General features: G+C 51.9%; 18 protein-coding genes. 4 read left to right on the forward strand and 14 right to left on the reverse strand.

What is annotated here, in order from left to right:
- Window positions 1-15: 15 nt before the first annotated feature.
- Window positions 16-1,791, reverse strand: a complete 1,776-nt coding sequence (locus JW984_09185) for an FAD-binding protein (protein ID MBN1573353.1) — start codon at window positions 1,789-1,791, stop codon at window positions 16-18.
- Between the two features lie 184 nt (window positions 1,792-1,975).
- Window positions 1,976-2,605 (reverse strand): L-2-amino-thiazoline-4-carboxylic acid hydrolase, encoded by a 630-nt coding sequence (locus JW984_09190; protein MBN1573354.1) that lies wholly within the window; start codon window positions 2,603-2,605, stop codon window positions 1,976-1,978.
- 244 nt (window positions 2,606-2,849) lie between these two features.
- Here JW984_09190 and JW984_09195 point away from each other — a divergent pair, with 244 nt between their 5' ends.
- Window positions 2,850-3,479: a TetR/AcrR family transcriptional regulator gene (locus JW984_09195; GenBank protein MBN1573355.1), complete on the forward strand. Its 630-nt coding sequence runs from the start codon at window positions 2,850-2,852 to the stop codon at window positions 3,477-3,479.
- 220 nt (window positions 3,480-3,699) lie between these two features.
- Here JW984_09195 and JW984_09200 read toward each other — a convergent pair whose 3' ends face one another.
- From JW984_09200 to JW984_09215, 4 genes are all read right to left on the reverse strand, one after another.
- Window positions 3,700-4,119, reverse strand: coding sequence for a DUF4405 domain-containing protein (locus JW984_09200; protein MBN1573356.1), 420 nt, complete (start codon window positions 4,117-4,119; stop codon window positions 3,700-3,702).
- Window positions 4,120-4,200: 81 nt separating this feature from the next.
- On the reverse strand, window positions 4,201-6,516 hold the full coding sequence (locus JW984_09205) for a molybdopterin-dependent oxidoreductase (GenBank protein MBN1573357.1): 2,316 nt from the start codon (window positions 6,514-6,516) through the stop codon (window positions 4,201-4,203).
- Between the two features lie 24 nt (window positions 6,517-6,540).
- Complete coding sequence (locus tag JW984_09210) at window positions 6,541-7,107, reverse strand: class I SAM-dependent methyltransferase (GenBank protein MBN1573358.1); 567 nt, start codon at window positions 7,105-7,107, stop codon at window positions 6,541-6,543.
- Window positions 7,100-7,588 (reverse strand): MarR family transcriptional regulator, encoded by a 489-nt coding sequence (locus JW984_09215; protein ID MBN1573359.1) that lies wholly within the window; start codon window positions 7,586-7,588, stop codon window positions 7,100-7,102. Before JW984_09215 ends, JW984_09210 begins: the two co-directional genes overlap by 8 nt.
- Window positions 7,589-8,049: 461 nt before the next feature.
- Here JW984_09215 and JW984_09220 point away from each other — a divergent pair, with 461 nt between their 5' ends.
- Window positions 8,050-9,789: a sulfatase gene (locus JW984_09220; protein MBN1573360.1), complete on the forward strand. Its 1,740-nt coding sequence runs from the start codon at window positions 8,050-8,052 to the stop codon at window positions 9,787-9,789.
- Window positions 9,790-10,376: 587 nt separating this feature from the next.
- Here JW984_09220 and JW984_09225 read toward each other — a convergent pair.
- From JW984_09225 to JW984_09260, 8 genes are all read right to left on the reverse strand, one after another.
- The gene (locus JW984_09225; protein ID MBN1573361.1) at window positions 10,377-10,790 is read right to left on the reverse strand and encodes a DUF438 domain-containing protein; all 414 of its coding nucleotides are present in this window, start codon (window positions 10,788-10,790) and stop codon (window positions 10,377-10,379) included.
- A gap of 153 nt (window positions 10,791-10,943) precedes the next feature.
- Window positions 10,944-12,413 carry a phosphoenolpyruvate carboxylase gene (locus JW984_09230; GenBank protein ID MBN1573362.1) on the reverse strand — a complete coding sequence of 490 codons (1,470 nt, stop codon included), beginning with the start codon at window positions 12,411-12,413 and terminating at the stop codon, window positions 10,944-10,946.
- A 428-nt stretch (window positions 12,414-12,841) separates the two neighbouring features.
- On the reverse strand, window positions 12,842-14,233 hold the full coding sequence (locus JW984_09235) for an MFS transporter (GenBank protein ID MBN1573363.1): 1,392 nt from the start codon (window positions 14,231-14,233) through the stop codon (window positions 12,842-12,844).
- Between the two features lie 94 nt (window positions 14,234-14,327).
- Window positions 14,328-15,734 carry a M20/M25/M40 family metallo-hydrolase gene (locus JW984_09240; protein ID MBN1573364.1) on the reverse strand — a complete coding sequence of 469 codons (1,407 nt, stop codon included), beginning with the start codon at window positions 15,732-15,734 and terminating at the stop codon, window positions 14,328-14,330.
- Between the two features lie 324 nt (window positions 15,735-16,058).
- Window positions 16,059-17,120, reverse strand: coding sequence for a D-alanine--D-alanine ligase (locus JW984_09245; protein MBN1573365.1), 1,062 nt, complete (start codon window positions 17,118-17,120; stop codon window positions 16,059-16,061).
- 2 nt (window positions 17,121-17,122) lie between these two features.
- Window positions 17,123-18,121, reverse strand: coding sequence for a D-alanine--D-alanine ligase (locus JW984_09250; protein MBN1573366.1), 999 nt, complete (start codon window positions 18,119-18,121; stop codon window positions 17,123-17,125).
- 41 nt (window positions 18,122-18,162) lie between these two features.
- Window positions 18,163-18,447: a hypothetical protein gene (locus JW984_09255; GenBank protein ID MBN1573367.1), complete on the reverse strand. Its 285-nt coding sequence runs from the start codon at window positions 18,445-18,447 to the stop codon at window positions 18,163-18,165.
- Between the two features lie 247 nt (window positions 18,448-18,694).
- Entirely contained in the window at window positions 18,695-20,101 is a 1,407-nt protein-coding gene (locus JW984_09260; GenBank protein ID MBN1573368.1) for a sigma-54-dependent Fis family transcriptional regulator, read from the reverse strand.
- Between the two features lie 404 nt (window positions 20,102-20,505).
- On the opposite strand from JW984_09260, the gene JW984_09265 reads away from it, so the two are divergent.
- Both JW984_09265 and JW984_09270 read left to right on the forward strand, forming a co-directional pair.
- Window positions 20,506-23,217, forward strand: a complete 2,712-nt coding sequence (locus JW984_09265) for a cation-translocating P-type ATPase (protein MBN1573369.1) — start codon at window positions 20,506-20,508, stop codon at window positions 23,215-23,217.
- A gap of 158 nt (window positions 23,218-23,375) precedes the next feature.
- Window positions 23,376-24,122 (forward strand): DUF169 domain-containing protein, encoded by a 747-nt coding sequence (locus JW984_09270; GenBank protein ID MBN1573370.1) that lies wholly within the window; start codon window positions 23,376-23,378, stop codon window positions 24,120-24,122.
- Window positions 24,123-24,699: the final 577 nt, after the last annotated feature.

The following is a 24,699-nucleotide window of genomic DNA, read 5'->3' on the forward strand; positions in this document are numbered from 1 at the left end:
TTTGCAAATCGTCCTTTAATGCTTGCCGCCGGTGTCAGAGTGCTCCTTCATCATCTTCTTCATCATGTCAAGATAAGGTATCTTCCCCTTCGGGGGCGTCATTTTCGTGACGGTCGCCGGGCGGTTTCCGACCTCTATGGTATCGTCTTTGAGCTTAACGATGCTTTCGACGAGCCAGCTGTCGTTGTCCGTATCGGGATAATCCTCCCGGAAGTGGACGCCCCGGCTCTCCTTTCGGGCGAGAGCGCTTCTCGCCGCCGCCTCGAGGAGATGGACGATGTTCGGGAGCTCCAGGGCGTCCAGCCACTCCTTGTTGTATGTCCTGCTTTTTCCCGCGGTCGCGAGGTCTTTAAGCTGGCTATTTTTGACGTCTTCGAGAAAACCGATGAATTCCTTAAGCTCGGCCTCGTTTCTGATCGGGCCCAGGTGTTTATGGGCCATCTCCTGGATATGCCTCCTCAAACATGGGGGACTCTCGCCCTTTTTCTTCAAAAGGGGTTGCTCGGCCTTTTCCATGAGCGATGCGAGAAGGCCGCCGTCCGCCTCCCCGGCTTTTGAATCAATAGCGTATTCTCCCGCGTTTTCTCCTGCGTCTTTGCCGTGAACGAGCATCTCGGTTATGGCGGAAAAGACGCGGTTTGCGCCGAATGCCCCGAGGGCGCACTCGCCCGCCGCAAAGAGTCCCGTAATCCCCGTTTCAAAGCGCTCGTTTACGACTATGCCCCCCTCGAAGTACTCCACGGCGGGGCCCACCTCCACCGGCTCGTCGTTTTCGAGCATCTTTGCCCAGGGGGAGAGGTCGATGCTCTTGTACCTCCAGTCGGGGAAGACAAAGGAGGCGACCATCTTCATGTAATCCCACGATGCGTCGCCCCTGCTGTAGTGGACGCCGCCATTTTTGAACCTCCTTCCATCCCGAATCTCTCTCATGCTGGCGTAGGAGATAAAGCTCTTGTTCCACTCCGTCATGGTTCCGGTCTTAACGACGTAGGGGTCGTATCCCTCGAGAATATCCTCCCCGCGGCTGTTGGTGAGGCGCCCCCCGCATATAAGGCTTACCATGTAGGGGGCGATGCTTCCCAGCCACATCGGCGGCTCGTAAAAGACGTTGCAGCAAAACGTTATGAACTCCATATTTCCGATGTCGGCGCCCGCCCTGTTCGACATCGCGATCCCCTCGCCGGAGAGGTCGCGCATCCCCGTGTTCGGCCAGAAGCCCTTGTGCCAGCCGCCCGTCGCCATGACTACGGCCTTGGCAGTGAAATGGATGAACCCACCCGTCCTGATGTCCAGACCCAGCCCCCCGGTTACCTTCCCGTCCCTGGTTACAAGCTCGAGTAGCGCGACATCGGCGAGCATATCCACGCCGACCGACCGGGCCTTTTTCAAAAGGACATCCATGATATGAGTGCCGCTGGTGAATATCATCCTCTGGTCCGACATCTTGATCTCCATCCCCCAGTCCATCATGTCCTTAAGCAGGACGGGGGCGGTCTTTACATATTGTTCGACCAGCCTCTGGTTGTTCAGGTACCAGCCCTGGGAGACGATGTCGTTGAATACCCTTTCCATGCTGTCGTTGGTATCACCCTCCCGCCCCAGTTTGTTCATGCTGTTGCCGTCAAGCGTGAAGTCGGCGCCGGCCATCGGGCTTGCCCCGCACCGGGCGAGGGGGCCCTTGCTCAAGAGCAAGACCTTTGCTCCCCGCTCCCTCGCCGCGATGGAGGCCCGAAAACCCGCACCGCCTCCCCCCACGACCAAAACGTCGGTCTTAATCGTCTTTTCCGCCATTGTATTATTACTCCTATGGATTTGTATATTGCCTTCTAACGGCAGAGGTGTGGAAAGGCGCCGTCGCTCCCTCTCCGATATAAGATCACAAAATCGGGAGTCGGAATCGGTGTCAATCGGCCTCAATTCCGCTAATAGGACGGCATCCGGGGTAGGGTAAAAGACGCCCCCCTTGTAAAAGGTTTTACTGTTTACCCTTCTTCAAAAGGGGTCCCTCCGTCCCCTCCTTTATAATGGGGTCCACGTGTCGATAATCCCTCCCCGCCTCGGTGACATCCTTCATCTCCTCGTCCGATGCAATCGCTAGGTCGAACTCGCAGCAGTCACCACCTAGAGGCTCCATCTTTTTGTGATACAGCTTGATGTTCGGAATAGTGAACATGAACGAGCAGGGGTCGACGTAGCAGTAGAGGGCGCCCAGCTTCTCCTCCCCCTGGCGGCGAAACTCCTGGGAGATTCCGCACCCCCAGCTACGAAGCCTCTTTTCTCCCTTTTCCTCTGCTATCTCGGTCTTTTCGTGGATTCCCCTCTGGGGGAGGTCCATCATTCCGGCCTTTCGCGCCTCGGCGCACCGATATGAATAGTCCCTGATCGCCTCGAGGATCGCAGGTTTTGCCTCCTCCTCGCCCAGCCTGTCGATCAATACCCGGGCGAAGGCGAGGTAGAGCCTCCCGATGCGGCGGGCAAGGGCGCGGCGCTCCTCGGCCGCCTCCCCGGCCGGGATTGTATCTTCTACCTGGGCGCCGAATGACCCCATCATTGCCCATATCCCCTCTACGGTCGCCTCCAGCTGTTTTTTTCTCTCTTCGTCCACGATAAGTCCCTCCTTTTATAAAATAGGTTGAGAAAAAACCTCACAACAAATTCTCCAAAAAATCTCCCTGCTCGGTGATTGTCGGCCCTTTTGCGCGAAGGCCGATAAATAATACGACGTCGAATTCGCTTTGTCAATTAAATAATAACCCGACGTCGGATTTTTTTTGACATATTTCAATCTCCCTGATATAAATAAGGTGGGGGTTGCATTTACGCAAGGTTGAGAAAGGTATAACAAGAAAATGAAGCCGGTAAATAACTATCAACCGATCGACTTCAAGGAGCCGATACAGGAGAGGTCAAAGAAGACAAGGGAGAAAATCCTGGACGCCGCAAAGGAGCTCTTTGCGGAAAACGGGTTCGAGGAAACGACAACCCACCTGATAGCATCGGGGGCCGGGATATCGATCGGCGGCGTGTATGCGCATTTCAAGAATAAAGAGGAGATTTTTCTTCATGTTTTGGAACGGCGGTCCAGGGAGATCTATAATTTTACTAAGGGGCGTGTCGAAGAGATGATGGCCCGGGATATGAGTATCGATGAAGGCCTTGAATATTACTTGAGGGAGATCTATAGGGCGCATACAAAATACGGAAAGCTCAATTTTGAAATGAACAGGTTTATTACGATGAACGATAAGGCCGCAGCGATTCACGACCACTGGGAATGGGAGGAGACGAAAGAAATCGCGAAGTGGCTGGAGCGGAGAAAGGAGGAGCTCGATGTAGAAGACCCTGAAGTTGCATTGATTATTGCAAGCAGGGCAGTCCACGAGGTGTTTCACTACCTATATAAAAACCGGGACAGGGTGGACGAAAATAGGATTTTAAAGGGCCTGATAACCATGTTGAAAAAATTTATAAAGAAATAGTTTCTAACCTCCTTCGGTCTTCTTGTTTTAGCACCGCCCTTATATGCGTGAAAGACGGTACTCCCTTTGGAGACCCGCCTCCCTGCATGCCCGGGAGGCAGAAACGGGAAATGTTGATGCTTGTCTCTTAAAGGATTTTTCGATAGGGATTCAAAAATGACAACGGCGGTCTATTCCCCTAAGTCCGCCGTTGTCTCTTTCTTGTTTCTATCCGGTCTAATTAATAGCCGGATACGTCGACCTTTACTTCAACGTCTCCGGACAATGTCTTGGGGTAGGTATCCTTGAATTCCTTCCTGTTTGGGAAACCGCTCGTCAGGAACATTGGCGCGAGGATGCCCGATAACAGGACGATCATCAGTATGAACCCAATGAGCGTTTTTGGGCCGACCCTCAAGTACTTATTGAAGTTTATATTTATCCAGCCCCAGTGGAGAACGAGGTGGATTGCGCAAAGGAGGATCAGGGAGAGGCATAGCATCCAGTGCAGGTCTCCCCAGTCGTACCGGTTGACGCCAAAGATCAGGTTCTCCTTCAATTCCGGGGGAAAACGGTGGAGCAGTACCCCCGTAAAGATGGCACCCACAAAGTTTATGAAAATGAGTGTGTCCACCCAGAAATTTATTTTTGTCCTTTTCATGGTTTCGCCTCCTTTATATTTTGTAATCCGAGAACAGTCGTCTATTTGCTTTTTTAGAAAACAAGTTTTTTATATCCCAATTCAGATCCTTTCTACCTTACACAACAGAGATTTTAAACCCGTAGATCCCGTGATAGGGTCGTATATGCTATTATCAGTGAGAATGTTGCAGTTGCTTTCCTCAAATCCGTGATAAATACGCACGACCCTTCTATCAACGGAATCGGTTGCTCTTGCATAGCATTTTATGCTCCCCCTCGGCGTTTCAATCCTTACCTCCTTGCCGTTTCCGACACCAAGCTTTCTTGCCGTATGGGGATGTATTTCCAGGATGTTATTTGGAAAGAGCTCTCTCAGTTTTGGGATATTGCGCATCATCGAATGCGTGTACATCTCCAATTTCTGCCCTGTTGATAAAATCAGGGGATATTTTTGGGACAGATCCGGTTGTGAAAAAGGGCTTTCGGCGGGTTCTTTGTAAACAGGGAGGGGATCATAGCCGAGCTTCTCCAACCGTTCCGAGTAAATCTCCACCTTCTTCGATGGTGTGTTAAATCCCTGCATCCCATATTTACCGTACATTTCAGGGTACTTCCTGAACAGCGCAATTTTGAGTATCACGCGTATAATCGCGCCGAGAAATCCGGTGAATTTTTTGTAAAGAAAGGGCGGAATAGGTACAACGATCCCTTCCGGATGAGCTTTAAGCTCCGAACAGGCAATTCCAAGCGGCCTGATCATGTGGTCAATCGCCTCTTCTTCCGTCTCCCACGGGAAGTATTGGCCATACCCCATTGTTCCTGCAAGCTCAGAGATTATTTTCCAATCCGGCTTTGACTCCCACAAAGGCTCTACAACTTTTGGACTCAGCACTATTCGTGAAGGAATATTCCAACAGTGATCGGCGTGGGTATCATAGGTAACGAACCGGGTCGTTTCAAGGAAGGTGGACGCCGGAAGGACGATGTCGGCAAGCTTTGCAGTCGGCGTCATAAACAAGTCGGAAACAACAAGGAATTCCAATTTTCTCAATGCGTCCTCTACAACGATCGAGTTTTCACATGTGACGACCGGATTTGCGGCCATAACAAACATCGCCTTTACGGGATAAGGTTTTTCATTGATTATCGCATCCCATAGAGACGGCGTGTGGGCGGAGGGCCAGGTATCGGAGATTTTTGAGTAAAGGCAACTCTCACTTCCCAGTTTTTTTTTAAGAGACTCCGAAGGCAGTTTATCGTAGAGCTTTATATCTTCAAGCCCCATCAAAATCGGTATTACCATGATGTTTCCGCCGCGCACATCAATATTACCCGTTATTGCCATAAGAATATCAATTGCACGGATGGCACATGATGCGTTTGTATGTTGATCAAGGGAATTGCGGGGGCTTATGCAGGCCGGCTTTGTTGTAGCGTACATTCTGGCTATCTTTCTAATCTTTTCGGCTGGAACCCATGTTATCTGCTCCACCCTTTCGGGAGGATAGCTCTCGATATGCTTCTCCAATTCGCCAAAACCGATCGTCCAATTCTCGACAAATTCCCTGTCGTAAAGCCCTTCTTTGACTATAACGTTCAACATGCCAAGGGCCAGTGCGCCGTCGGTGCCGGGTCTCAACTGCGCGTGGACATCGGCCTCTCTTGCATACAATGTGACCGCGGGGTCTATTACGATGAGCTTGGCCCCTCTTCCCCTGGCCTCTTTTATGGCTATCTCCTGTGGTTTGTTCGTGGCATGAGGATTACCCCCCCAGAGTATAAGGCAGTTGGTATGAGCCACATCTGGCGGCACAACGGCGCCGAAGTCGTAATTGTACTGAAGAAACACCCTCGGCATATGGCATATATGGCTTGGATTAGTTATATTTGGCGTTCCAAACAAGTTTGCAAGCCTCGCGAGATACGGCCCAAGTATGTCACCGCTGTGATAATGACCATGATGGAAATCAACCGCCTCCGCTCCGTGGGACTCCTTTATCTCTTTCAGCTTATCCGATATCGTTCTTAAGGCTTCATCCCACGAGATTCTCTCCCACTTCCCTTCACCTTTCTTTCCCACCCTTTTCATGGGGTATCTGAGCCTGTCCGGCGCATAGAGAATATCCCTCATCCGTTTTCCCCTTAATGTCAGCTCTCCTTTACTCTCCGGATCCATCGGGTCACCGGAGATATCAATGACTTTATCTCCTTCAATATGAACCCTCATATGACACTGGGAATGACCGTCGACATCGCTTACCACGATATTCTCTCTATCCGTTTCGCGGGGAGTATTTGTAACCTCTTTTTGCTCTTTTTCTTTGTCAAAAGCGAAAACGAATAAATTATTGAACGCGGCAATGGTTGCCCCTATTGCCGTGATGGCTTTGATGAAGTATCTTCTTGTTAACACCATGTCTCAACTCCTTTTTTATTGTTCCTATTCCTTCTTGAAGGTGAAAATCCTCCCCCTTCCGCCCGAATATCTGAATCCCGCACTCTCTATCAGGCCGCGCAGCTCCGCCTCCGATCCCCTCGTCCTCTCAAACGAGAGGGTCCCGTTTGTCTTGAGAATACGATGAGTCTCGGAGATTACGCCTTCCAGTCCGCCGTAGAAGTGGAGCGTTCCAAAGATAAAGGCGAGGTCGATGCTACTGTCGGGCAGCCCCGTATCGGAACCGTTTTTGCAAAGCGGCCTGACATTCTTTATCCCGTCCTTCTTGATCTTCTTTTGTACCCTCTCGATTGTCAGCGGGTTTACATCTAGGGCATAGACAATCCCATCTTCCCCGACGATCTTCGCCGCTGGAATCGTGAAAAAACCGGGGCCGCATCCCACCTCCAGGACCTTCTGGCCGGGCTCAAGGCCCGCCTCGCTCAACTGCCTGTAGGGGTCCTTCAAAAATGGGAGCAGCGGATTGTCGTGCATCAGGGTTATCGTCCAGAAGGCAAGGCTCGACGCAAGGCGCCCCGGCCGATGACCTCTCTCTCCTCTAATGCTATTCATCTTTTTTCCTCCCTGTACCGAAATTTTTTATAAGCTCCTTTGTCTTTTTGGTATTCAGCGATACGCGTATCGATTTTAAGACCGACGCCGAGTTGAGAATATCTTTTTCGGAAATGTCGATCTCGATTTCCGATAGAAGCTCCATCTCTCGACGGTTCATCTCCTCCAAAAGGTCCACCCCCCTCTGGGTCAGGCGAACGAGCTTGGAGCGCCTGTGGGCCGGGTTTTCGACGAATTCGACCAATCCCTCCTCGAAGAGGGGATTGACGATCGTCTGGATGTGCTGCCGGGAGACCGGGCGGGAGCGGGCCATCTCCGGCACAGTCTGCATCCCGTTTTGGTATAGGTCCCTCAGGACGCCGCGCTTGCCGCCGGACAATCTTCTGAAGCCGTGGAGCCTTTCGGCCACATCCTGAAGGCGCTGATAAAATGATATTGTCTCGGCGATAAGGGATTCAAGGGCTTGGGTTTTGTCGGTCATCGTTACCTCACAATATAGACCGTTTTTGTTGAGTACGCCTTGTTCTGTCTCTTTCCCACGTAAGCGGGAATTGAGAGGTATAATCTGTGCGCTTAAATCATTTATTCTGTCATTCCCGTGGAAACGGGAATCCAGGCTTGTTCCCGCGAAAGCGGGAATCCAGGCTTGTTCTCGCGAAAGCGGGAATCCAGGTCGATATCTGTCTGGATTCCAAATCAAGTTGGGAATGACAGTATGTATTTGAAACCGTCATCATGACAACTATTATGTCATATTGACAATATGCTTGTCAAGTAAAAAATAGACCGTATTATAGACTTTTTTACATTGCCTCAACATATTTTCATAAAAAACATCCGCGGCGGCATGGTTTGCAGTTCACTTGCCGGTTCTTGATGCATCGATTTCGAAGAAGATAAACGCTTGAGGCTTGACACCCCGCCTCTAACCGGCTATCATCAATGCGTTCCCCCTTGAAAACAGGATTAAAGGAGCGTGCCATGAAAAAAGATCTTATCGTAGAGGATCCCAGTCCTGCCGGTCGCGTCGAGGAGAGGCCGGTAGACCGCAGGTCGTTTTTAAAGCTGGGGGCCGCCGGGGCCATGTCGGCCGCCTGCGCCGGTACTATGCTGGCCGGGTGTGCCTCGAAGGATTACAAATCGGAGGTGATGTCCGAGATCGACCCTTCCGTCTACGTCGATCCGGAAAAGGACGCCCTTAAAGTTGCGGATGTAATCTCTCCCGTCGAGGGATTTACCGGCACACCGCCGAACATAATCTACATCCTGACCGACGATCTCGGCTACGGGGATTTGGGCTGCTACGGCGGAAGGGCCGTCGATACCCCGAACATCGACCGACTTTCTGAGGAGGGAACCAGATTCACCGATTTTTACGTCTGCAGCGCGCTCTGCTCTCCCTCCCGGGCGGGATTGTTGACCGGGCGCTATCCCCACCGAACCGGCGTGACCTTTCCCTTTCCCGCCGAGGGAGGCTCGGTCTTCAAGGAGTTCATGCGCTGGGTGGGCCACCAGTTCGCCAACCTCGGCGCCCTTGATCTCATTGCCGGCTACAGCATCGCCAGCGGGCTGCCCCTTTCGGAGATAACCATCGCCGAGGCCCTCAAGCTCTCCGGCTACGCCACCGCCTGCATCGGCAAGTGGCATCTGGGGGACTTCACGGTGAACGAGGATTACCTCCCCAGGAAGCACGGCTTTGACTATTTCATCGGCTTCAATGGCGCCAACGACGACTGGCCAGTAGCCTTCTGGGAAAACGAGACCGAGCTGGTGGAAGACATCGGCCTTTCGCAGAAGCGCTACACCCGCCTCTTTCACGAAAAGGCATTAGAGTTCTTGAAGAAAACGAAAAAAGACCGGCCCTTTTTCCTCTACCTCGCCCACAAGGACCCGCACCAGCCCTGCCTTCCCGCCGACGATTTCGAGGGGTCGTCCGACGGCGGTCCCTACGGGGATACTATCCGGCAGGTGGACTGGAGCGTCGGCGAGATAATGAGGTACCTCAGGGAAAACGGCCTGGACAAAAACACCCTGGTAATCTTCACCAGCGACAACGGCCCCTGGTACAACGGCAGCACGGGTGGTCTTCGGGGTAGGAAGGGCCAGAGCTACGAGGGGGGATACCGTGTCCCGATGATCGCCCGCTGGCCCGGAAGGATCCCGGCAGGACGCGTCTCTTCGGAGCCGGCCATGAACATCGACTTCTTCCCCACGTTTCTGGCACTGGCGGGGCTTGGCAATCCCACCGACCGCGTAATCGACGGGGTGGACATCGGCGGAATATTGACTGGAAAAGAAAAGGTGACCGGAAGGGAAAAAGGGATGCCCGAGAGGCCGCTCTTTTTCTTCCATGACGACGAAATAGATGCCGTCCGTTCAGGCAAGTGGAAGTATTTCCGATATGTGAATCACAACTCGTGGCCCATTCCTCTGGACAAGCCGAACAACTTCGTGGGAACCAACGGGGCCTCCCGGACATACACATACCCGGTGGAGACCGGGGAGATGAAGACGGTTCGCGCCCTGGGGACATGGCCGAATCTCTACGATGTTGAGAAAGACCCACTGGAGAGCTACGACGTCGCGGAGCGCTATCCTGAAGTTGTCGAAAGGCTGCATGGCGTCCTGGTTAAGTTCGAGAAGGAGTTTTATAAAAATCCGAGGGGGTGGCTGGATCGGTAGTCCATTCTTTACAAGAAGCTGATAGTTCCGGGGCACCGGTGGACAAGGAGCGGCCGGCATAGACGGGTTGTCGAGGTCTGGCGTCGTGTGCGCGTCTCATACCGGGTCAAGCGTGGAGCGGTTGCGGGGCTCGCAGGGACACGGTCGATCGCTTTAGGCGAATTGAATATACACCTATGACAAGGGAGTCGGGAAATAACTCGACTCCCTTGTCTCATTATCCAAAAGCTGTTGTCTTATATGCGATGGTGCCGTGAAAACGGGTGCGGGGGAAGGGGGGGTGACGAAGCGTTTCGGGACAGGATGGAGACATAAAAGCAGAATGGCCTTTGCACATTATCGTCAATAGTGGGACTTCCGAAAATGCGGGTGCCCAAGAGTGTCTGTTATAGGATTCGGCATCAACAATTTCAAGGGGGGTCAGGTGGTTTATGGGCCCCGTATTTAAGTCCATATTTAAGTCCATATTTGAGTCCGTATATGAGATACTATGGAGAGAGTTGATCTAAATGTTTCACTTCATCTTGGGGTCAAATCGTTTATAGTAGCCCTAATTTCACCCGATTCTCTAAAAGCCGGACGACGGATCAATCTAATAGCCTCTTTTCACCCTTGATCTCCTTGATCTCCGTGATGTCCTGGGATACCTCGAGGCAGCCTATGTATTTGCCCTCTTCATCCCTGACCGCAAAGTATCGGATGAAGATCAATCTCCCGCCGAGGGTGATCCAGAATTCCGCGGTGTCCCTCCTCTTAGATTTAAAGCCTTCTACGATATCGTTGACCGCATCGAGGCTTTTCTTCGTGTGGCAGTTCCTCACCTCCTTGTCAATGACGCCCCTCGTTCGGGCAAACACCCTTTTGCCTATCCGGTTGAAAAAACGCACCTTGTCATCGCTGTCCACGAAGGTGATGTCGACGGGAAGGGCGTTTAGGATGTGATTTATCTCTTTGATATTCAGGTCTCCAGTATCGAGGGGCAATCTCCCCCCCTTTTTCATATCTTCCATTTTTTTCTCCCTTAAAAGACGACTAAAGGAAAGGATATTAAAATACCAAAAGTTTTCAATCTAAAGACCGCACTTCAACATTCCCCTCGGGCGGGGCCTTTGTGCCGCTTCTTCTACGATTCGAGCGGATCTCCCGTCATCGGATTATCCCAGGAATCCCCTTACGTGAGCCGTGACGAGTATTCTTTCACCTATCTTGTCGACGCTGTCCTGACCCAGCGAGTTGATAATCGAATCGATCGTCCCCTTGTATTTTTCATCCGGTGTATATGATATGGGGAGGTCGTCTATCGCCCTCTTTAAACCCTCCGGTATGAAAGGCGTGTCCTTGTTGAAAAATCTGAGAGAGTCCTTCAGATCGTCATCGAGGAAAAAGTATGCTTTTCTCAGGAAATCGAAGTCCTCCCTGTTTAACGCATCGAGGCCCAGAAGCTCCGGAGGCAGCCCCACCGAGTACAGGGCCGCCGTGAATTTTATCGCCCTGGGCAATTGGATGCCCCCCACTTCCCTGGCATACCCGAAAAGGCCGACGTGGAGCTTCCTCTTTCTCCTCTCCGGAATATACTTCGCCACCTGATTTATCACGCCGGCCAGCTCGGCGACCTGCTCCTGGTATCTCTTCGTGTATCTCGAGATTATGTCCAGGCACCTCTCTTCGTCCACCTCCACGGGCTTAAGCCTTTCCTTCTTCCTTAATTCTTCTATCGCACCTCTCACCTTATCGGGGGGGTTGTCGTATTTGAAAGATGACTGAATGGTGAAGGTATGAACGCTCGGGTATTCCCTTACGATCCTCTTTACGGTATCCGGTGTGAGGTTCCCCCGAAACGGCGCCGATCCGAGGCCGATAATCGGGTAAATCTCGACGCCGATGTCGTGCGACAGACTGTAGAGCTTCTTGAGGGCGATCCGGTTCATAAGCATGGCGCTGATCAATCCGTAGTTCATGGCGGGATCCGACCGCGCCAGAAAGACCCTCTGATGTCGGATCTCCTTGTTTGACAGGTACTCCCTCGTTATAGTGTCGGCGTCGAGCATGCTTTTCATGTCTTCAAAGAGTGGTATCACATTGATCTCTTTCGGCATGAATTCCCCGATCCAGTCCGCGATCGTGATGTCCCCCTCGCAGAAGGGGCTGTCCTGCTTGCCGATGACGAAATCGGTATAGTAGTTGTAGATTCGATTGAGAGACTTGTGGGTGGCGGTCATCGGTAGTATTACTTCGAATATGGGAGCTATGTCGTTTTCATAAAAAAGTCTTGAGGTGTCAAACGACCGCGGAATGCTCTCCAGGGTCTCCAGCAGTATCTTGGCCTCTCCCCTTTCCACCGTGGGGTTGGGGACCCTAAGCGTGAGGAACAAATCCTTACCGAGGATATTGTTATTGAAAAAAGCGGGGTATTGCGTAAGGAGTTTCTTCACCACGTAGTTATCGACCTCCTTTCCCTCGCAGTCCCACATCTGCTCGTCGCACCCCAGGTGGGAGAAGGCGTAGTACGCCTCCTGTACCTCGTCCTCGCCCCCCAGCTCGATGCTCTCCGAAAAAAAGGGCGGGGTCACGTTATCGGGGTGCTGGGTGCTCATGCATTTCGGTATTTTGATCATCTCTTTCATCTCTCGATATTCTTTCTTAACTTCCTCGGTCAAACCACCCTCGGTCATTTTACGCGAATCAATGGGAATAATGAATGTACGGGGCCTTCTCCCTTAACGGCCCATTCGACGGAAGACCTCCGCCGTTGTCCTTCCGGGAGATTAGTCCCCTCTTCTCCTGCAATATTAGCATATCTGTCGGGGAACTGCACGGCAAAATGGTTGATAAAATCCTCATCTGCCGCACACTTAATTTCGCCTTTGGAATTTTAGGATATCCAATACTCCAATAAAAGCCGCACCGATAAGGTTCGAGATTTAAAAAACCCATTCAAAAGGGGGGATTACAAGAAGGGATTTTTCCTCCCGCCCTTTTGAATATGCCGTATTCCTCCAACTTTAAGGGCCCTTTTCAAAACGGCCGTCCGCTTGTTCGGCTCGGCCTATAATCAGGATTTATTCTTGTTTTCCTTTCCCGTCGAAACCTCCACGAACGGGTGCATTAGGCTGTAAAAGCCGCCGGAGACGTTGATGCTTCGATAATTCATGATCACACGGATAAGTTTTCTCACGCCCACCTCTTCCGGTTCAGAGACCCTGTTCAAAAGCCGCATCGACAGAAAACGCAGCAGGGTTGAAAGCACAAATACGATGTGGAGGGGAATCAAGGATAGGGGTATAAGCCATAGATATTTATTGCCCATCAGGACGATCAGGAACCCGGCCGTTATCGGTGAGAGGACCGCGCCGAGACCCCCTATGACGTTATACTGTGAAATGAAAAAGGCTTTGTTCTCCTTGGGGGATATCCCCAGCAACATGTTGTTGAGGCAGAGGTTTATCCCGGCCCAGGATACACCGCCGATGATGTGAAGGGCAATGGGAAGGACGACGCTCTCCTTATCCACCATGATCCACGAAACCGGCAGAAAAACGACCACTGACCCCAATATCTTGATCACGATCTTGTTTCTAACACGGTCGGAGATGAATCCCCAAAGCTGCATCCCGGCGAGGTCTGAAACGGCGGAGGTAATGGCAAGGGCCGCCACAAAGCTGTAGCTGAATTTCAATTCCCTCAAAAGGTATACGGTAAAGAAGGGGCTTGCAAAAAGTACGGAGAACCTCCAGCAGAAGATGAATATCAGATAGTTTCTGAAATTTTTCTGCTTCAGGGGGGAAATGAGGTTTTCCCAAAATTGGTTTCGTCTCGGGGATACGGCGGCGCCGACATCCTTGACTCGTTTGATGAAAAAGAGGCTGAACAGCCCGAGGATAACGGCGGTGGAAAATGCGAGAAGGAATCCGAAAGAGAGGCCGTGGTCCTCGCTTTTTTCAAAAAAATCAAAGATGTTCCCAAAGATCAGCAGAATGATCATGCCGATGAATCCGTTGAGGGTATTGCGGGTGCCGAAAAAGCGTCCCCGAATGCCGTCCGGGACCAGATCGGACATCCACGAGAGCCACGAGACGCTTCCTATCGATGCGAAGACGTATGAGGAGAGAATAAAAAAGAGCACGATATATATTTTTGCCCTTTCATAGCCGAAAGGGAGCAGAAAGATCAGGGCCAGGGGAATCCAGAGGGCCCGATTCCCCGCCGACGCCCAGAAATAGATCCTCTTTCTGCTGACCCTTTTCTCGATGACCTGCGACGTGTAGAGCTGAGAAATATTCACCAGATACGGCATTGCGGCCAAAATACCGATCAAAAGGTCGCTCATCTTAAGGTACAGGGCCAGGCTCGTAAGGAACAATCCTCCCGTAAGGGTGGCGAAAATATTGCCGAAAATACCGTCGTAAAATGAGTTTTTTATATTCTTCTTTAAAGTGTCGTTCACGAGGGTGTTCTGAAGCAGAAATACAGATTATAAAAAACCGGATGCTCAAATCGGCCTCCGGGTTCAATAGGCTCAAGATTTATCGGGGCTTTAATTACTCTGCCATCTGGTATAGAAAGGTGGCCACGAACTTCTCGAAGTCCAAAAGCCCCCTGACCGTCATATATTCATTGGCGACGTGCTCCCTTCCGCCGTGGCCGAGGCCGCCCGACACCACCGGAAGGCCCAGTATCCGCGAGAAGACAAAATATGGGGCCGTCCACGTGGCAATGGGCCATACCTCCGGCTCAATGTCGTGTGCCTGGTACGCCGAGATCATCTTCTGAACGATCGGCTCCGAGTAATCGATCTTCGACCAGGTGTATTTTTCCCTTACTATAACGTCGATGTCGTCGAATCCCTGCTCCACGAGGTAGTCCTTGAGTCTGCGAATGACTTCGTCCGGCTCCATCCTCGGGCCGAACCTGATGTCTACCTTGGCGGTCGCCTTTCTCGGGAGGATCGTCTTAGTCCCAGCCCCAGTGTATCCGGAGTGAAATCCGTTGATGTTGAGCACCGGGGAGTAGAGCCCCTGCCTGAGTAGCTCGTACCCGTGATAGGCGGATTTGAAGGCAGCGCTCCTCATCTCCTTTAGAAATCGCTTCTCGTCAAAGGTAAGCGCCAGCTTTTTTAGGAGCATATTGTCTTCCTCGTTCGGATTGGCGACGTTCTCGTAGAAACCGGGGATTTTGATATTCTCCTTTTCGTCGGTGAGGGGGCCGAGAGCGTGGATCAGCCGCCAGACGGGGGACGAGACCCAGGCGCTGTCGGAGCCGTGGAGGGATGTGTCCCCCGGCCCTCCCTTCTTACCGCCCCTGCAGATAAGGTCCATATAGACTATTCCCTTAAGCCCCAGGTGCATGGAGACGTTCCCCACCGAGTCCTGGGAGAAGTCGAAATCGACGGCGCCGCTCCCGGAAAGCTCTCCCTTATGGCTGACGATGAACTCCTCGAAGTGGGGACTCCCGATCTCCTCCTCCCCCTCTATGGTGAATATTATATTGAGGGGGATTTCCCCCAGATCGTTCATCGTCCTCAGGACGTTGAAGAGACCGCAGAGGGCCCCCTTCGAGTTGACGGCGCCCCGGGCGACAATGCACTCGCCGAGGCCGGGAAGGTTGTGGACCTCCGCGGCGAAGGGGGGGCTTATCCAGTTATTCTCTTCGGCCGGCTGGACGTCGTACATCCCGTAGATGATCAGGGTCTTCTTCCTGTTTCGATTGATCCGCCCGTGGATGATGGGATATGCCGGGTCTCCCCCAAATTTTACCCCCCCCCCCATTTCATCGATGAATCCCCTTATAACCTGGGCCATCTCCCTGATCCCCTCCCCTGTTGCTGAGACGCTCTTTTGCCTTAAGAAATCGCGGCAGGTTTTGAGATGTCCGTCAAAGCTGTCCTCCAAGGCCAAATGCAGGGATTGAAGGGAGTGAATTGCATCCTTCTTCTTTGTCTTTAACATTTTCAAAAATCACTCTAAGAAAAAACAATAATGCATAAACGGGGGCGCCAAATTTTAAAAGGTTTGTCTCCCCCATGTCGCCAAAGATTTTTGAAAAATACCTTACAAGAAGCCGGTATAACCGCCGAGTGACGAACTATCCCGTGGAAATAGAGGTTTCTCCCATATCAACAGATAATCCACCCAATATCTCTTTGAGCCGCACCGATTCCGGGGGGGGCGGACAAATTGATCTTTGCCGTCCACGCGGTTTACCGCTGCGGATAGATTACGGTCTATTGATGTGGCCCGTTTTAAGTCCATGATAATCCATTCATATCATATCTAACCGGAAAGTTGAAGGTCTCCCTTGTGAATCTTCTTGCCGGTTTCCACTATTTCGTCCTTCCTCTCCGAGCGGGAGGCCAAAAAGTCGACGAATTTTCCTATCATATCGATATAAGACAACCCCGCCCTCTCACAGGCGGCGGGCAATCCCGCATCGGGGCTGATGCAGGGATTGGCGTTTATCTCAAGGACGTATACGTTTTCGTCTTCGTCTACCCGCATATCTACCCGCGCGTAATCTCTTGTCCTGAATAGATGAAAGCACTTCAACGCCGTTTCCGAGATTCGTTTAAGCAATGAAGCATCAATATATTCGGGGAATATCCTGGCGCTGTTTTGAAATTCAAAGGAGTTTTCCTCCCATTTTGCCCGGTAGGTTACGACCTTGTACAGTTTTTCCGGGTAATCGGCAAAGACGATCTCGGCCACGGGGAGGACCTTAGGATCCTGGTATCCAAATACGGAGACGTTGAATTCCCTCCCGCCGATATATTCCTCGACTATCATCTGGCCGTACCGTTTGTAGAATTCGTGAATTTTGTCCTTAAACTGGAACTGATTTTCAAAGACCGACTCCTGATCGATTCCTATGCTGGCGTCCTCGAATCTCGGTTTTACAATTGCCGGAAACCTGAATCCATCCGGCATGGGAGCCGGAGATCCGGAATAGATGAAATATTCGGGCGTCTTGATGCCGGAGGATGAAAGGAGCCGTTTTGCGAATAGCTTGTCGGTCGTTATCAGTATCGCCTCGGACGACGAGCCGGAAAAGGGGATGCCGAGGTATTCCAGTATCGCCGCCGGCTGCCACGCCAGTTTAGGATCCTCATCCACCGTTTCACACAGATTGAATATGAAATCTACGGCGCTGTTTCTGATGTCCTTCAGAAAGGCGCTGATATCTTTCGTAAACGGGACAGTGACGCTCTTATACCCCAGTTGTTCGATCGCCTCTTTCACGGCGTCTACCTGAACCATTACATCCTGGGAGGCCTTGTAATTCGCCTTCCCGTTCGAGATTGGCACATTGTGTATTATACCGATTGTTTTTTGGTCCATCGTTACGCACCTTTCGCAAGTTTTGCCTTGAGGGTCATTCGCTCAATGGCCGACGACATGATTTCACCTATCAGCGCTTCGTAGGATATGCCGACCTTTCTTGCAATGATGCACAGGTCGGACCTGACGGGATTTAGCCCTGCAAGGGGATTTATCTCCAGGAAGTTCACTATGCCGGTCTCATCCGCCTTGACGTCAACCCTGCCCGCGTCCCGGCAGCCCAGGCCCCGCCATGCCTCAAGGGCGACCGATTCCGCCTCCGCGGAGATCTTTCCTGTGGCCAGACGGTATTCCACCAGCTCCTGGTAGTTCTCCTTGTTTTCGTATGAATAAACGTCATTCCCCTCCGTTCGGGCAAGTACCTCGATGACGCCTATGGAGCGCGCCGCCCTCCCGGTTCCGACGATACCCACTGTAAATTCCCTCCCCGGCAGGTACGTTTCCACGAGGACGGGCTGTTCAAATCGCTCCATCAGCCTGATGCAGGCAGGCATAAGGTCGCGCTTTTTAGTTACCTTTGACTGGGGGTAAATCCCCTTGCTCGATCCCTCCGCCACCGGCTTTACGAAGAGGGGAAGGGGAAGGGCTATCTTCTTTAACTCCGATGGTTTATTGACGACAACAAAGTCCGGGGTCGGGATATTCAGGTCCCTGACGATATGTTTCGTCATACCCTTGTGGAGCGTGAGGGCCAAGACCATGGGACCCGAAAAGGTATAGGGTATGTCAAATGCATCGAGGACGGCGGGTACCTGAGCCTCCCTCCCGAAACCGGAGACCCCCTCCGCGATGTTGAAGACCAGATCCCATCTATCTCCCTTGGCCAGCCTCTTTATAAGGTTGTGAACCGTGCCGATGCGGTCAGTGAGGTGGCCGAGCCGGGTGAGGGCGTTGTCTATCGCCTCAATGGTATCGACACGGTCAAACTCCGCCGTATCTTCCTCGGACATCCCCATTTTCAGATATTCATCTCTGAGATCATAGGTAATTCCAACTTTCATTAAATTTCCCCTTTTCTAAAATTTGTCTGCCGAGTGAGTGTTTATGAGAATAACAAGGTGCTCGTTTTTCTGTTTACTGTCTTTTCAAAAGTCTTTATCACAATCGTCGGCCTGCTGTTTTTAATCGATCCCCGGGAGGCGGTTACATTGACCTCTTCCCTGAGAAAATCCAAGAGCTTGTTCCAGATCACATCTCCCTTCTCGATAAAGAACTCCCTCTCGTCATCGGTCAAGAGGGCAAGGTCGACGATCACCCCGTCGCGATCCCAGTTTGCCGGGACGATAATTCCCCTTAATGTGATGTAATTATGTTTTTTCTCTTTCATTTGAGAATGCTTAAATAGCCTCATCTTTTGTCGTTTATTACAGCAACAATTATGCCATAATCATAACTTATTGAGATTATTGACTTTTTATAATATTGACTTTGATTTCGGAATTAAGAGTTCCGATTTATTGGCGGCGGGAGGGCCGGGGATTGTCTAAATGTCTGTTTTTTTTATATTTTGGAGATCGGAACCAATAATTCCGATAAACCGATAACAGGAACCTTGAGTTCTCTTTTTAAACGGGTCACTGATTATTCTTGAAGTCCCTCTTTTCAAGTCCGTATTTTTTCATCAGCTTGTTGAGCTGCCTCGTGGTTATTCCGGCGGCCTGAGCCGTCCTGTCTATCCTGCCGTGCATCAACCGAAGCATCCGCATAAGGTACTGCCTCTCCAGCTCCTCGACGCCCTTTTTACGCGCTTCAGAGAGCGTCATCGTCGATTCATCATCATTCATCTGATGGAGCGAATTCGCCGGGAGGAGTTCATGGGGTATATGCTTTGTCTCTATGATGGATGATTTTTCCAACAGATAGGCCCGCTCAATTATGTTTTCCAGCTCCCGGATATTGCCGGGCCATAGATAGTTATCGAAGGCCTCCAAGACGGCGGGATGAATGGCCTTGATCTGTTTCATGTAAAACTTGTTCAATCTCTTTAGAGTAACATCCACCAGAAATGGGATGTCCTCCTTGCGCTCCCTCAAGGGCAGTACCTCGATCGGGAAGACGTTCAGCCGGTAGTAGAGGTCAGTTCGGAAATTTCCCTCGTCGCACATAACCTTCAGGTCGGTATTCGTAGCGGCGATCACGCGGGCGTTCGTATGGATGTCCACTTCGCTCCCGATCCTGCTGAAGGTCCCGTCCTGCAGGACCTCGAGCAGCTTGATTTGAACCGAGGGAGGGATCGTGCTGATCTCGTCGAGAAAGATCGTCCCCTCGTTGGCGATCTCAAATTTGCCGAGCTTTCTTCGCTCCGCTCCGGTAAAAGCCCCCTTCTCGTGGCCGAAAAGCTCGCTCTCGACCAGCGTCTCGGGCACGGCGCCGAGGTGGACGCTGATAAAGGGGCCGCTTCTGCGGTTGCTGTGCTGGTGGATCAGCCGCGCAAGAATACTCTTCCCCGTGCCTGTCTCGCCTATCAACAGCACGGTGCTCTTTGTGGGAGAAACCGCCCGCACCTTTTCGTAGACCTTCTGCATCTCCACACACTTGGTCTGTATCGTCTCGAGCGCCTCGGATTCCCAGAACCGTCCCCTGAGATAGTCGAGTTCAAGCTTTACCTTGATCGATTCGTAGACGTTCTGAGTTACGAATCTCACCTCTTCCACATCGATCGGATAGGTGATGTAGTTGCTTGCCCCCGCCTTCACAGCCATGACGGCCTCCCTGATCGTTTCAACCGGTGACATGACAACGATCTCCATCGTCGGGTAGACCTGCCAGAACGCCTGGAGCGCGTTATTGTACGAATTGTTTTCCATCAATCCACGAAGGAGTCCGATGTCCACAAAGATGATCTCGTATCTTTTTTTGCGGAGCCTTTCGAGGCACGTCTCTATTGTAGGGACCGATTCAACCTTATATTCGGAAGTAAGGCTCCTTCCGATAACGGACGAATGATCGGAATTCTCGGCCACAACTAGAATCAGCTTCACTCACATCCTCCTAAAAAAGGGCAGTTCAAATTGTATCAAATTCATATCGTATAAAAAAGCAATTTCTTTAATCACCGCTTTCCCCGTTTTCCCTTGACAAACCCCCGTCTCCCCTATATCATGTTTCCTATAAGAATGGGAGGGACATTTGGATTATCGGTGCGGTCATGGAAGCTCCGATAACAATGTTTAAATTGTCAGTATATAACGAACAAGAGAGGCCTTTATTTCGACCGCCGGAGTCGCAATAGAGGTTTTTTTATTCCCCCGATCCGTTCAGATATGTCCCTTATGACAAGACGTGTGTCGCACGGGGTGCAGCAGGCGGCCGGTTTTTCACGCTTGGTGCAAAAGACCACATACGAAAACTCGACCGTGATCACGCCCAAAAAAAATGATAAAAAATGGATGACGAATACTCAATTCCAAGGAGTTTTCTTTTGACAAAGGACAGCGTTATAGAGGACGGCCACCTCCTTTCGTCCGAGGAGGTATTTCGTTTGTTGGGGGCTTCACCTAAGGGTCTCTTACCCGGGGAGGCGGCCGCGCGCCTTGCCCGGTACGGGCCGAACGAGCTGAAGGAGAAGAGGAAAAAGCACCCCTTGATGATGCTTTTTGACCAGTTCAGCGACTTCATGATCATAATCCTCATCGCCGCGGCCGTTATCGCCGGATTTATCGGCGAGGCCTCCGATGCCATCGCTATCGTCGTGATCGTCGTTTTGAATGCGGTGATCGGATTTGTTCAGGAATACCGCGCGGAGAAGGCGATGGAGGCGCTCAAGAAGATGGCCTCCCCCGCAACAACCGTGTTGAGAAACGGGATTCCGGCAACCGTCCAGTCCTCAGACCTCGTGCCCGGGGATGTAGTCGTGCTCGAGGCCGGGAATATCATACCCGCCGACCTGAGGCTTATCGAGGCGGTCCGGCTGAAGGTAGAAGAGGCGGCCCTTACCGGGGAGTCTCTGCCCGTGGAAAAGGATACCGACCCCCTGAAGGAGGTGGACATCCCCCTCGGCGACAGAAGGAATATGGCGTACAGGGGGACGTTCGTTGCCTACGGCCGCGGCGCGGGGGTCGTTGTGGCGACCGGCATGGAAACGGAGATAGGCAAAATCGCCGCGATGCTCCAGAGCGGGGAGGAGGTAAAGACCCCCCTGCAGAAGAGGCTCACCCGCCTGGGCAAGAAGCTGGCAATCTCCGTCCTCGTCATCTGCGCCGTCGTCTTTTCCGTCGGGGTCGCCAGGGGAGAGCCGATCATGGATATGCTGCTGACGGCGATCTCGCTGGCGGTGGCCGCAATCCCCGAGGCCCTTCCCGCTGTCGTCACGATCTCCCTTGCGATAAGCGCAAGGAAGATGGTAAAGCAGAATGTCCTGATACGAAAGCTCCCCGCGGTGGAGACCCTCGGTTCCGTCACCTATATCTGCTCCGACAAGACCGGAACCCTCACGATGAATATGATGGTCGTGGAAGAGATATACGTTGACGGCCGAATAGTCACAAGGGACGACTTCAGCTGCGAGAACCTGATGCTTGACGGTACCGATATTCTCGTCAAGGCGATGGCCCTGAGCAACGACGCAAATAAGGACAAGGACGGCAATATCATAGGAGATCCAACGGAAGCGGCGCTTTTTGCGGCAGCAGAAAAGTGCGGTTCAGATAAAGCAGTTTTGGAAAAGACATTCCCGAGGGTCGCGGAGATACCCTTCGATTCCGAGAGAAAGCGCATGACCACGATTCATAAGGGAGAAAAGGGAGGCTTTATCTCATTTACGAAGGGCGCCCTTGAGCAACTTATCGAGCAGTCCGATTACATTTTTACGCCGGAGGGAGAGGTTCCCATCGACCAGAATATGATCGCTGAGGCGGGCGATCGAATGGCGGACGACGGCCTGAGGACACTGGGCATCTGTATGCGGCGGTGGGACAAACTTCCGGACGAGATTTCACCGGAGACGGTGGAATCGGGGCTTACCATCCTGGGGATAGCGGGTCTGATGGACCCGCTTCGGGAGGAGGCAAAGGACGCGGTGAATTTGTGCAGGACGGCCGGCATCAAGCCGATCATGATAACGGGAGACCACCCGTTGACCGCCTCTGCGGTGGCAAGACGCCTCGGAATAATGGGGGAAGATTCGGGGATGGCCATGACGGGGACGGAGCTTTCGGGGCTGTCACTGGAGGATTTTGAGAAGCGTGTCGAGGACGTGCGCGTCTATGCGAGGGTTGCCCCGGAACAAAAGCTGAAGATCATAAAGGGACTCCAGGACAAGGGGCAGTATGTCGCCATGACCGGGGACGGTGTCAACGACGCGCCGGCGCTCAGGAGGGCCGATATCGGCGTCGCCATGGGAATCACCGGGACCGACGTATCGAAAGAGGCCGCCCATATGATCCTCCTCGACGACAATTTCGCGACCATCGTAAAGGCCGTAAAAGAGGGGAGGCGAATATTCGACAATATTCGAAAATTCATACGGTACTCCCTGACGAGCAATTCCGGGGAGATTTGGACCTTGTTTCTGGCGCCGATCCTGGGCCTTCCGATACCCCTTTTGCCCATCCATATATTATGGATCAATCTGGTGACGGACGGCCTTCCCGGGCTCGCGCTGGCCGTTGAGCCCGCCGAGAAAGAGGTCATGCAGAGGCTGCCGAGGCATCCCCAGGAGAGCATATTTGCCCACGGACTTGGCATTCAGGTTATTTGGGTGGGGCTCCTGATGGGTATCGTGTGTCTGGCCACCCAGGCGTGGTCTATTAAGATGGGGGATATTCACTGGCAGACGATGGTGTTCACGATTCTCTGCTTTAGCCAGCTGGGGCTTTCCCTGGCGATAAGATCGGAGCGGGAATCGTTTTTTGTCCAGGGGATTTTTACCAACAAGCTGTTGATCGGCGCGCTGGTCTTTACCGTAGCCCTTCAGCTGGCGACTATATATGTGCCGTTTCTGAACCCGATTTTTCACACGGCGCCTCTGACGTTAAACGAGCTTGCGATTACCCTGATCCTTTCATCGGTTGTCTTTGCGGCGGTGGAGATAGAGAAACTTGTCCGAAGGATAAGACGGCATCCGGGGTATTCCCTTGACGCACGGGCCGAGGGCTGACCTGATTTATTACGAAGTAGACAGCCTGTTTTTTTAGCAGGGCGGTTTTTTTAGCGGGGGAAAGACAAATTTCACTAACATGCTAACAATATTACAATATTGAAATTGGGGAAATTGATACATAATCACAATATGCAAGAGGATTATGGAGGAAAATCATGGACATGAAGATAAAGGACGATTTTGTAAAGCTGTGGAAGAAGTATTTCAAGGGCGCCGAACTACCGGTTGTCTTTTACTACACGGATAATGTCAAGGGTGTGGAGGGAGCCAAAAAAGCCTCGGAACACCGGTGCTTTATATGCGACCTGGCCAAGGTCAGGAAGGGGAAGCCTTTGGCCTTCGGTGTCGAGTCGGTCGCCTGCAACGGCGGAAAGAGGTATCTCGGTTTTACGACTGAGATAATGCCCGATTTCGAGTATTTCCTGTCGTGCGGCATCCCCGGCAGGCTCGATGGGGAGAGATACAAGAAGTCGCCGGAGCTGGTAAAGGAGTCGATGAAGAAGTTCAAAGATTTCAAGGCCCCCGAGGAATATGTGGTCTTCAAAAGGTGGGACAGTATCGAAGAGGGGGATGAGCCGGAGGTAGTGATCTTCTTCGCGGTGCCGGACGTCCTTTCCGGGCTCTTTACGCTGGCCGGCTTTGACGAGGCGGACCCGAACATGGTCTTTACCCCGTTCGCCGCGGGGTGCGGCTCCATCGTCCACTATCCCTATCTGGAGAAGGACGCCGAAAACCCGAGGGCGGTGATCGGAATGTTTGACGTCTCCGCAAGGCCGTGCGTGCCGAAGGAAGTCCTCACCTTTGCCGTGCCGATGAAGAAATTCGTAAAGATGGTAAAAAACATGGACGAGAGCTTTTTGATCACCGGCTCGTGGGATATGGTGAGAAAGAGGATAGGGTGATAAGGCTCGACATAAAATTGAGTTGTTTAAAAAGCTGAGGGGCCGAAGGTTTAAAACGGGCCCTCTTTTTCATTCAAGTATTTAAAACCTGATACCAACTGCGCTTCGAGCAAAAGAAGATGTTCCTTTCAGAGGGTGGGAGTAGAATGATTCGTCCAAAATCAGGATCTATGCGGCCACCTTTCTTTGAAGTGTCAAGTCAAGTTGATATTCTTAGGGGAAGGTAAACTGCCGGCACAAATCGTGACCAATGCACGTTACTGATTAAGATCGGCCGATCCCTTCCTCCCGATTCTACCTTGGTCAAATATCGACGCATGATTGACTCTAAGCGAGTCATGGTCCTTCCTTCCCTTGTTAAGATGTTTTATTTCCACCTTGACAAGAGGTCGATGACCCGTCGCTCATTAACTCATCGCCCGTCGGCACCTATAGTGGCTGGTGCGTTTTGTCCATCTTGATTGGAAGTCCATGGCTCGTTACATATTACCTAGGAGCCTGTCGGGATAATCATTATAAAGACTTTTATTGTACGATGTAGTTCTGTTTTTATCGATCTATTTTCCTTTTTTACGAT

Source organism: Candidatus Zymogenus saltonus, from assembly GCA_016929395.1.
Lineage (GTDB): Bacteria > Desulfobacterota > Zymogenia > Zymogenales > Zymogenaceae > Zymogenus > Zymogenus saltonus.

Bases quoted from the DNA above. Each gene is read 5' to 3' on its own strand.
- JW984_09240 (MBN1573364.1), bottom strand. From the start codon at position 15,734: ATGTTAAAGACAAAGAAGAAGGATGCAATTCACTCCCTTCAATCCCTG.
- JW984_09270 (MBN1573370.1), top strand. From the start codon at position 23,376: ATGGACATGAAGATAAAGGACGATTTTGTAAAGCTGTGGAAGAAGTAT.
- JW984_09245 (MBN1573365.1), bottom strand. From the start codon at position 17,120: ATGGACCAAAAAACAATCGGTATAATACACAATGTGCCAATCTCGAAC.
- JW984_09225 (MBN1573361.1), bottom strand. From the start codon at position 10,790: ATGAAAAAGGGGGGGAGATTGCCCCTCGATACTGGAGACCTGAATATC.
- JW984_09200 (MBN1573356.1), bottom strand. From the start codon at position 4,119: ATGAAAAGGACAAAAATAAATTTCTGGGTGGACACACTCATTTTCATA.
- JW984_09250 (MBN1573366.1), bottom strand. From the start codon at position 18,121: ATGAAAGTTGGAATTACCTATGATCTCAGAGATGAATATCTGAAAATG.
- JW984_09255 (MBN1573367.1), bottom strand. From the start codon at position 18,447: ATGAAAGAGAAAAAACATAATTACATCACATTAAGGGGAATTATCGTC.
- JW984_09265 (MBN1573369.1), top strand. From the start codon at position 20,506: ATGGATGACGAATACTCAATTCCAAGGAGTTTTCTTTTGACAAAGGAC.
- JW984_09185 (MBN1573353.1), bottom strand. From the start codon at position 1,791: ATGGCGGAAAAGACGATTAAGACCGACGTTTTGGTCGTGGGGGGAGGC.
- JW984_09195 (MBN1573355.1), top strand. From the start codon at position 2,850: ATGAAGCCGGTAAATAACTATCAACCGATCGACTTCAAGGAGCCGATA.
- JW984_09215 (MBN1573359.1), bottom strand. From the start codon at position 7,588: ATGACCGACAAAACCCAAGCCCTTGAATCCCTTATCGCCGAGACAATA.
- JW984_09230 (MBN1573362.1), bottom strand. From the start codon at position 12,413: ATGAAAGAGATGATCAAAATACCGAAATGCATGAGCACCCAGCACCCC.
- JW984_09205 (MBN1573357.1), bottom strand. From the start codon at position 6,516: ATGGTGTTAACAAGAAGATACTTCATCAAAGCCATCACGGCAATAGGG.
- JW984_09210 (MBN1573358.1), bottom strand. From the start codon at position 7,107: ATGAATAGCATTAGAGGAGAGAGAGGTCATCGGCCGGGGCGCCTTGCG.
- JW984_09220 (MBN1573360.1), top strand. From the start codon at position 8,050: ATGCGTTCCCCCTTGAAAACAGGATTAAAGGAGCGTGCCATGAAAAAA.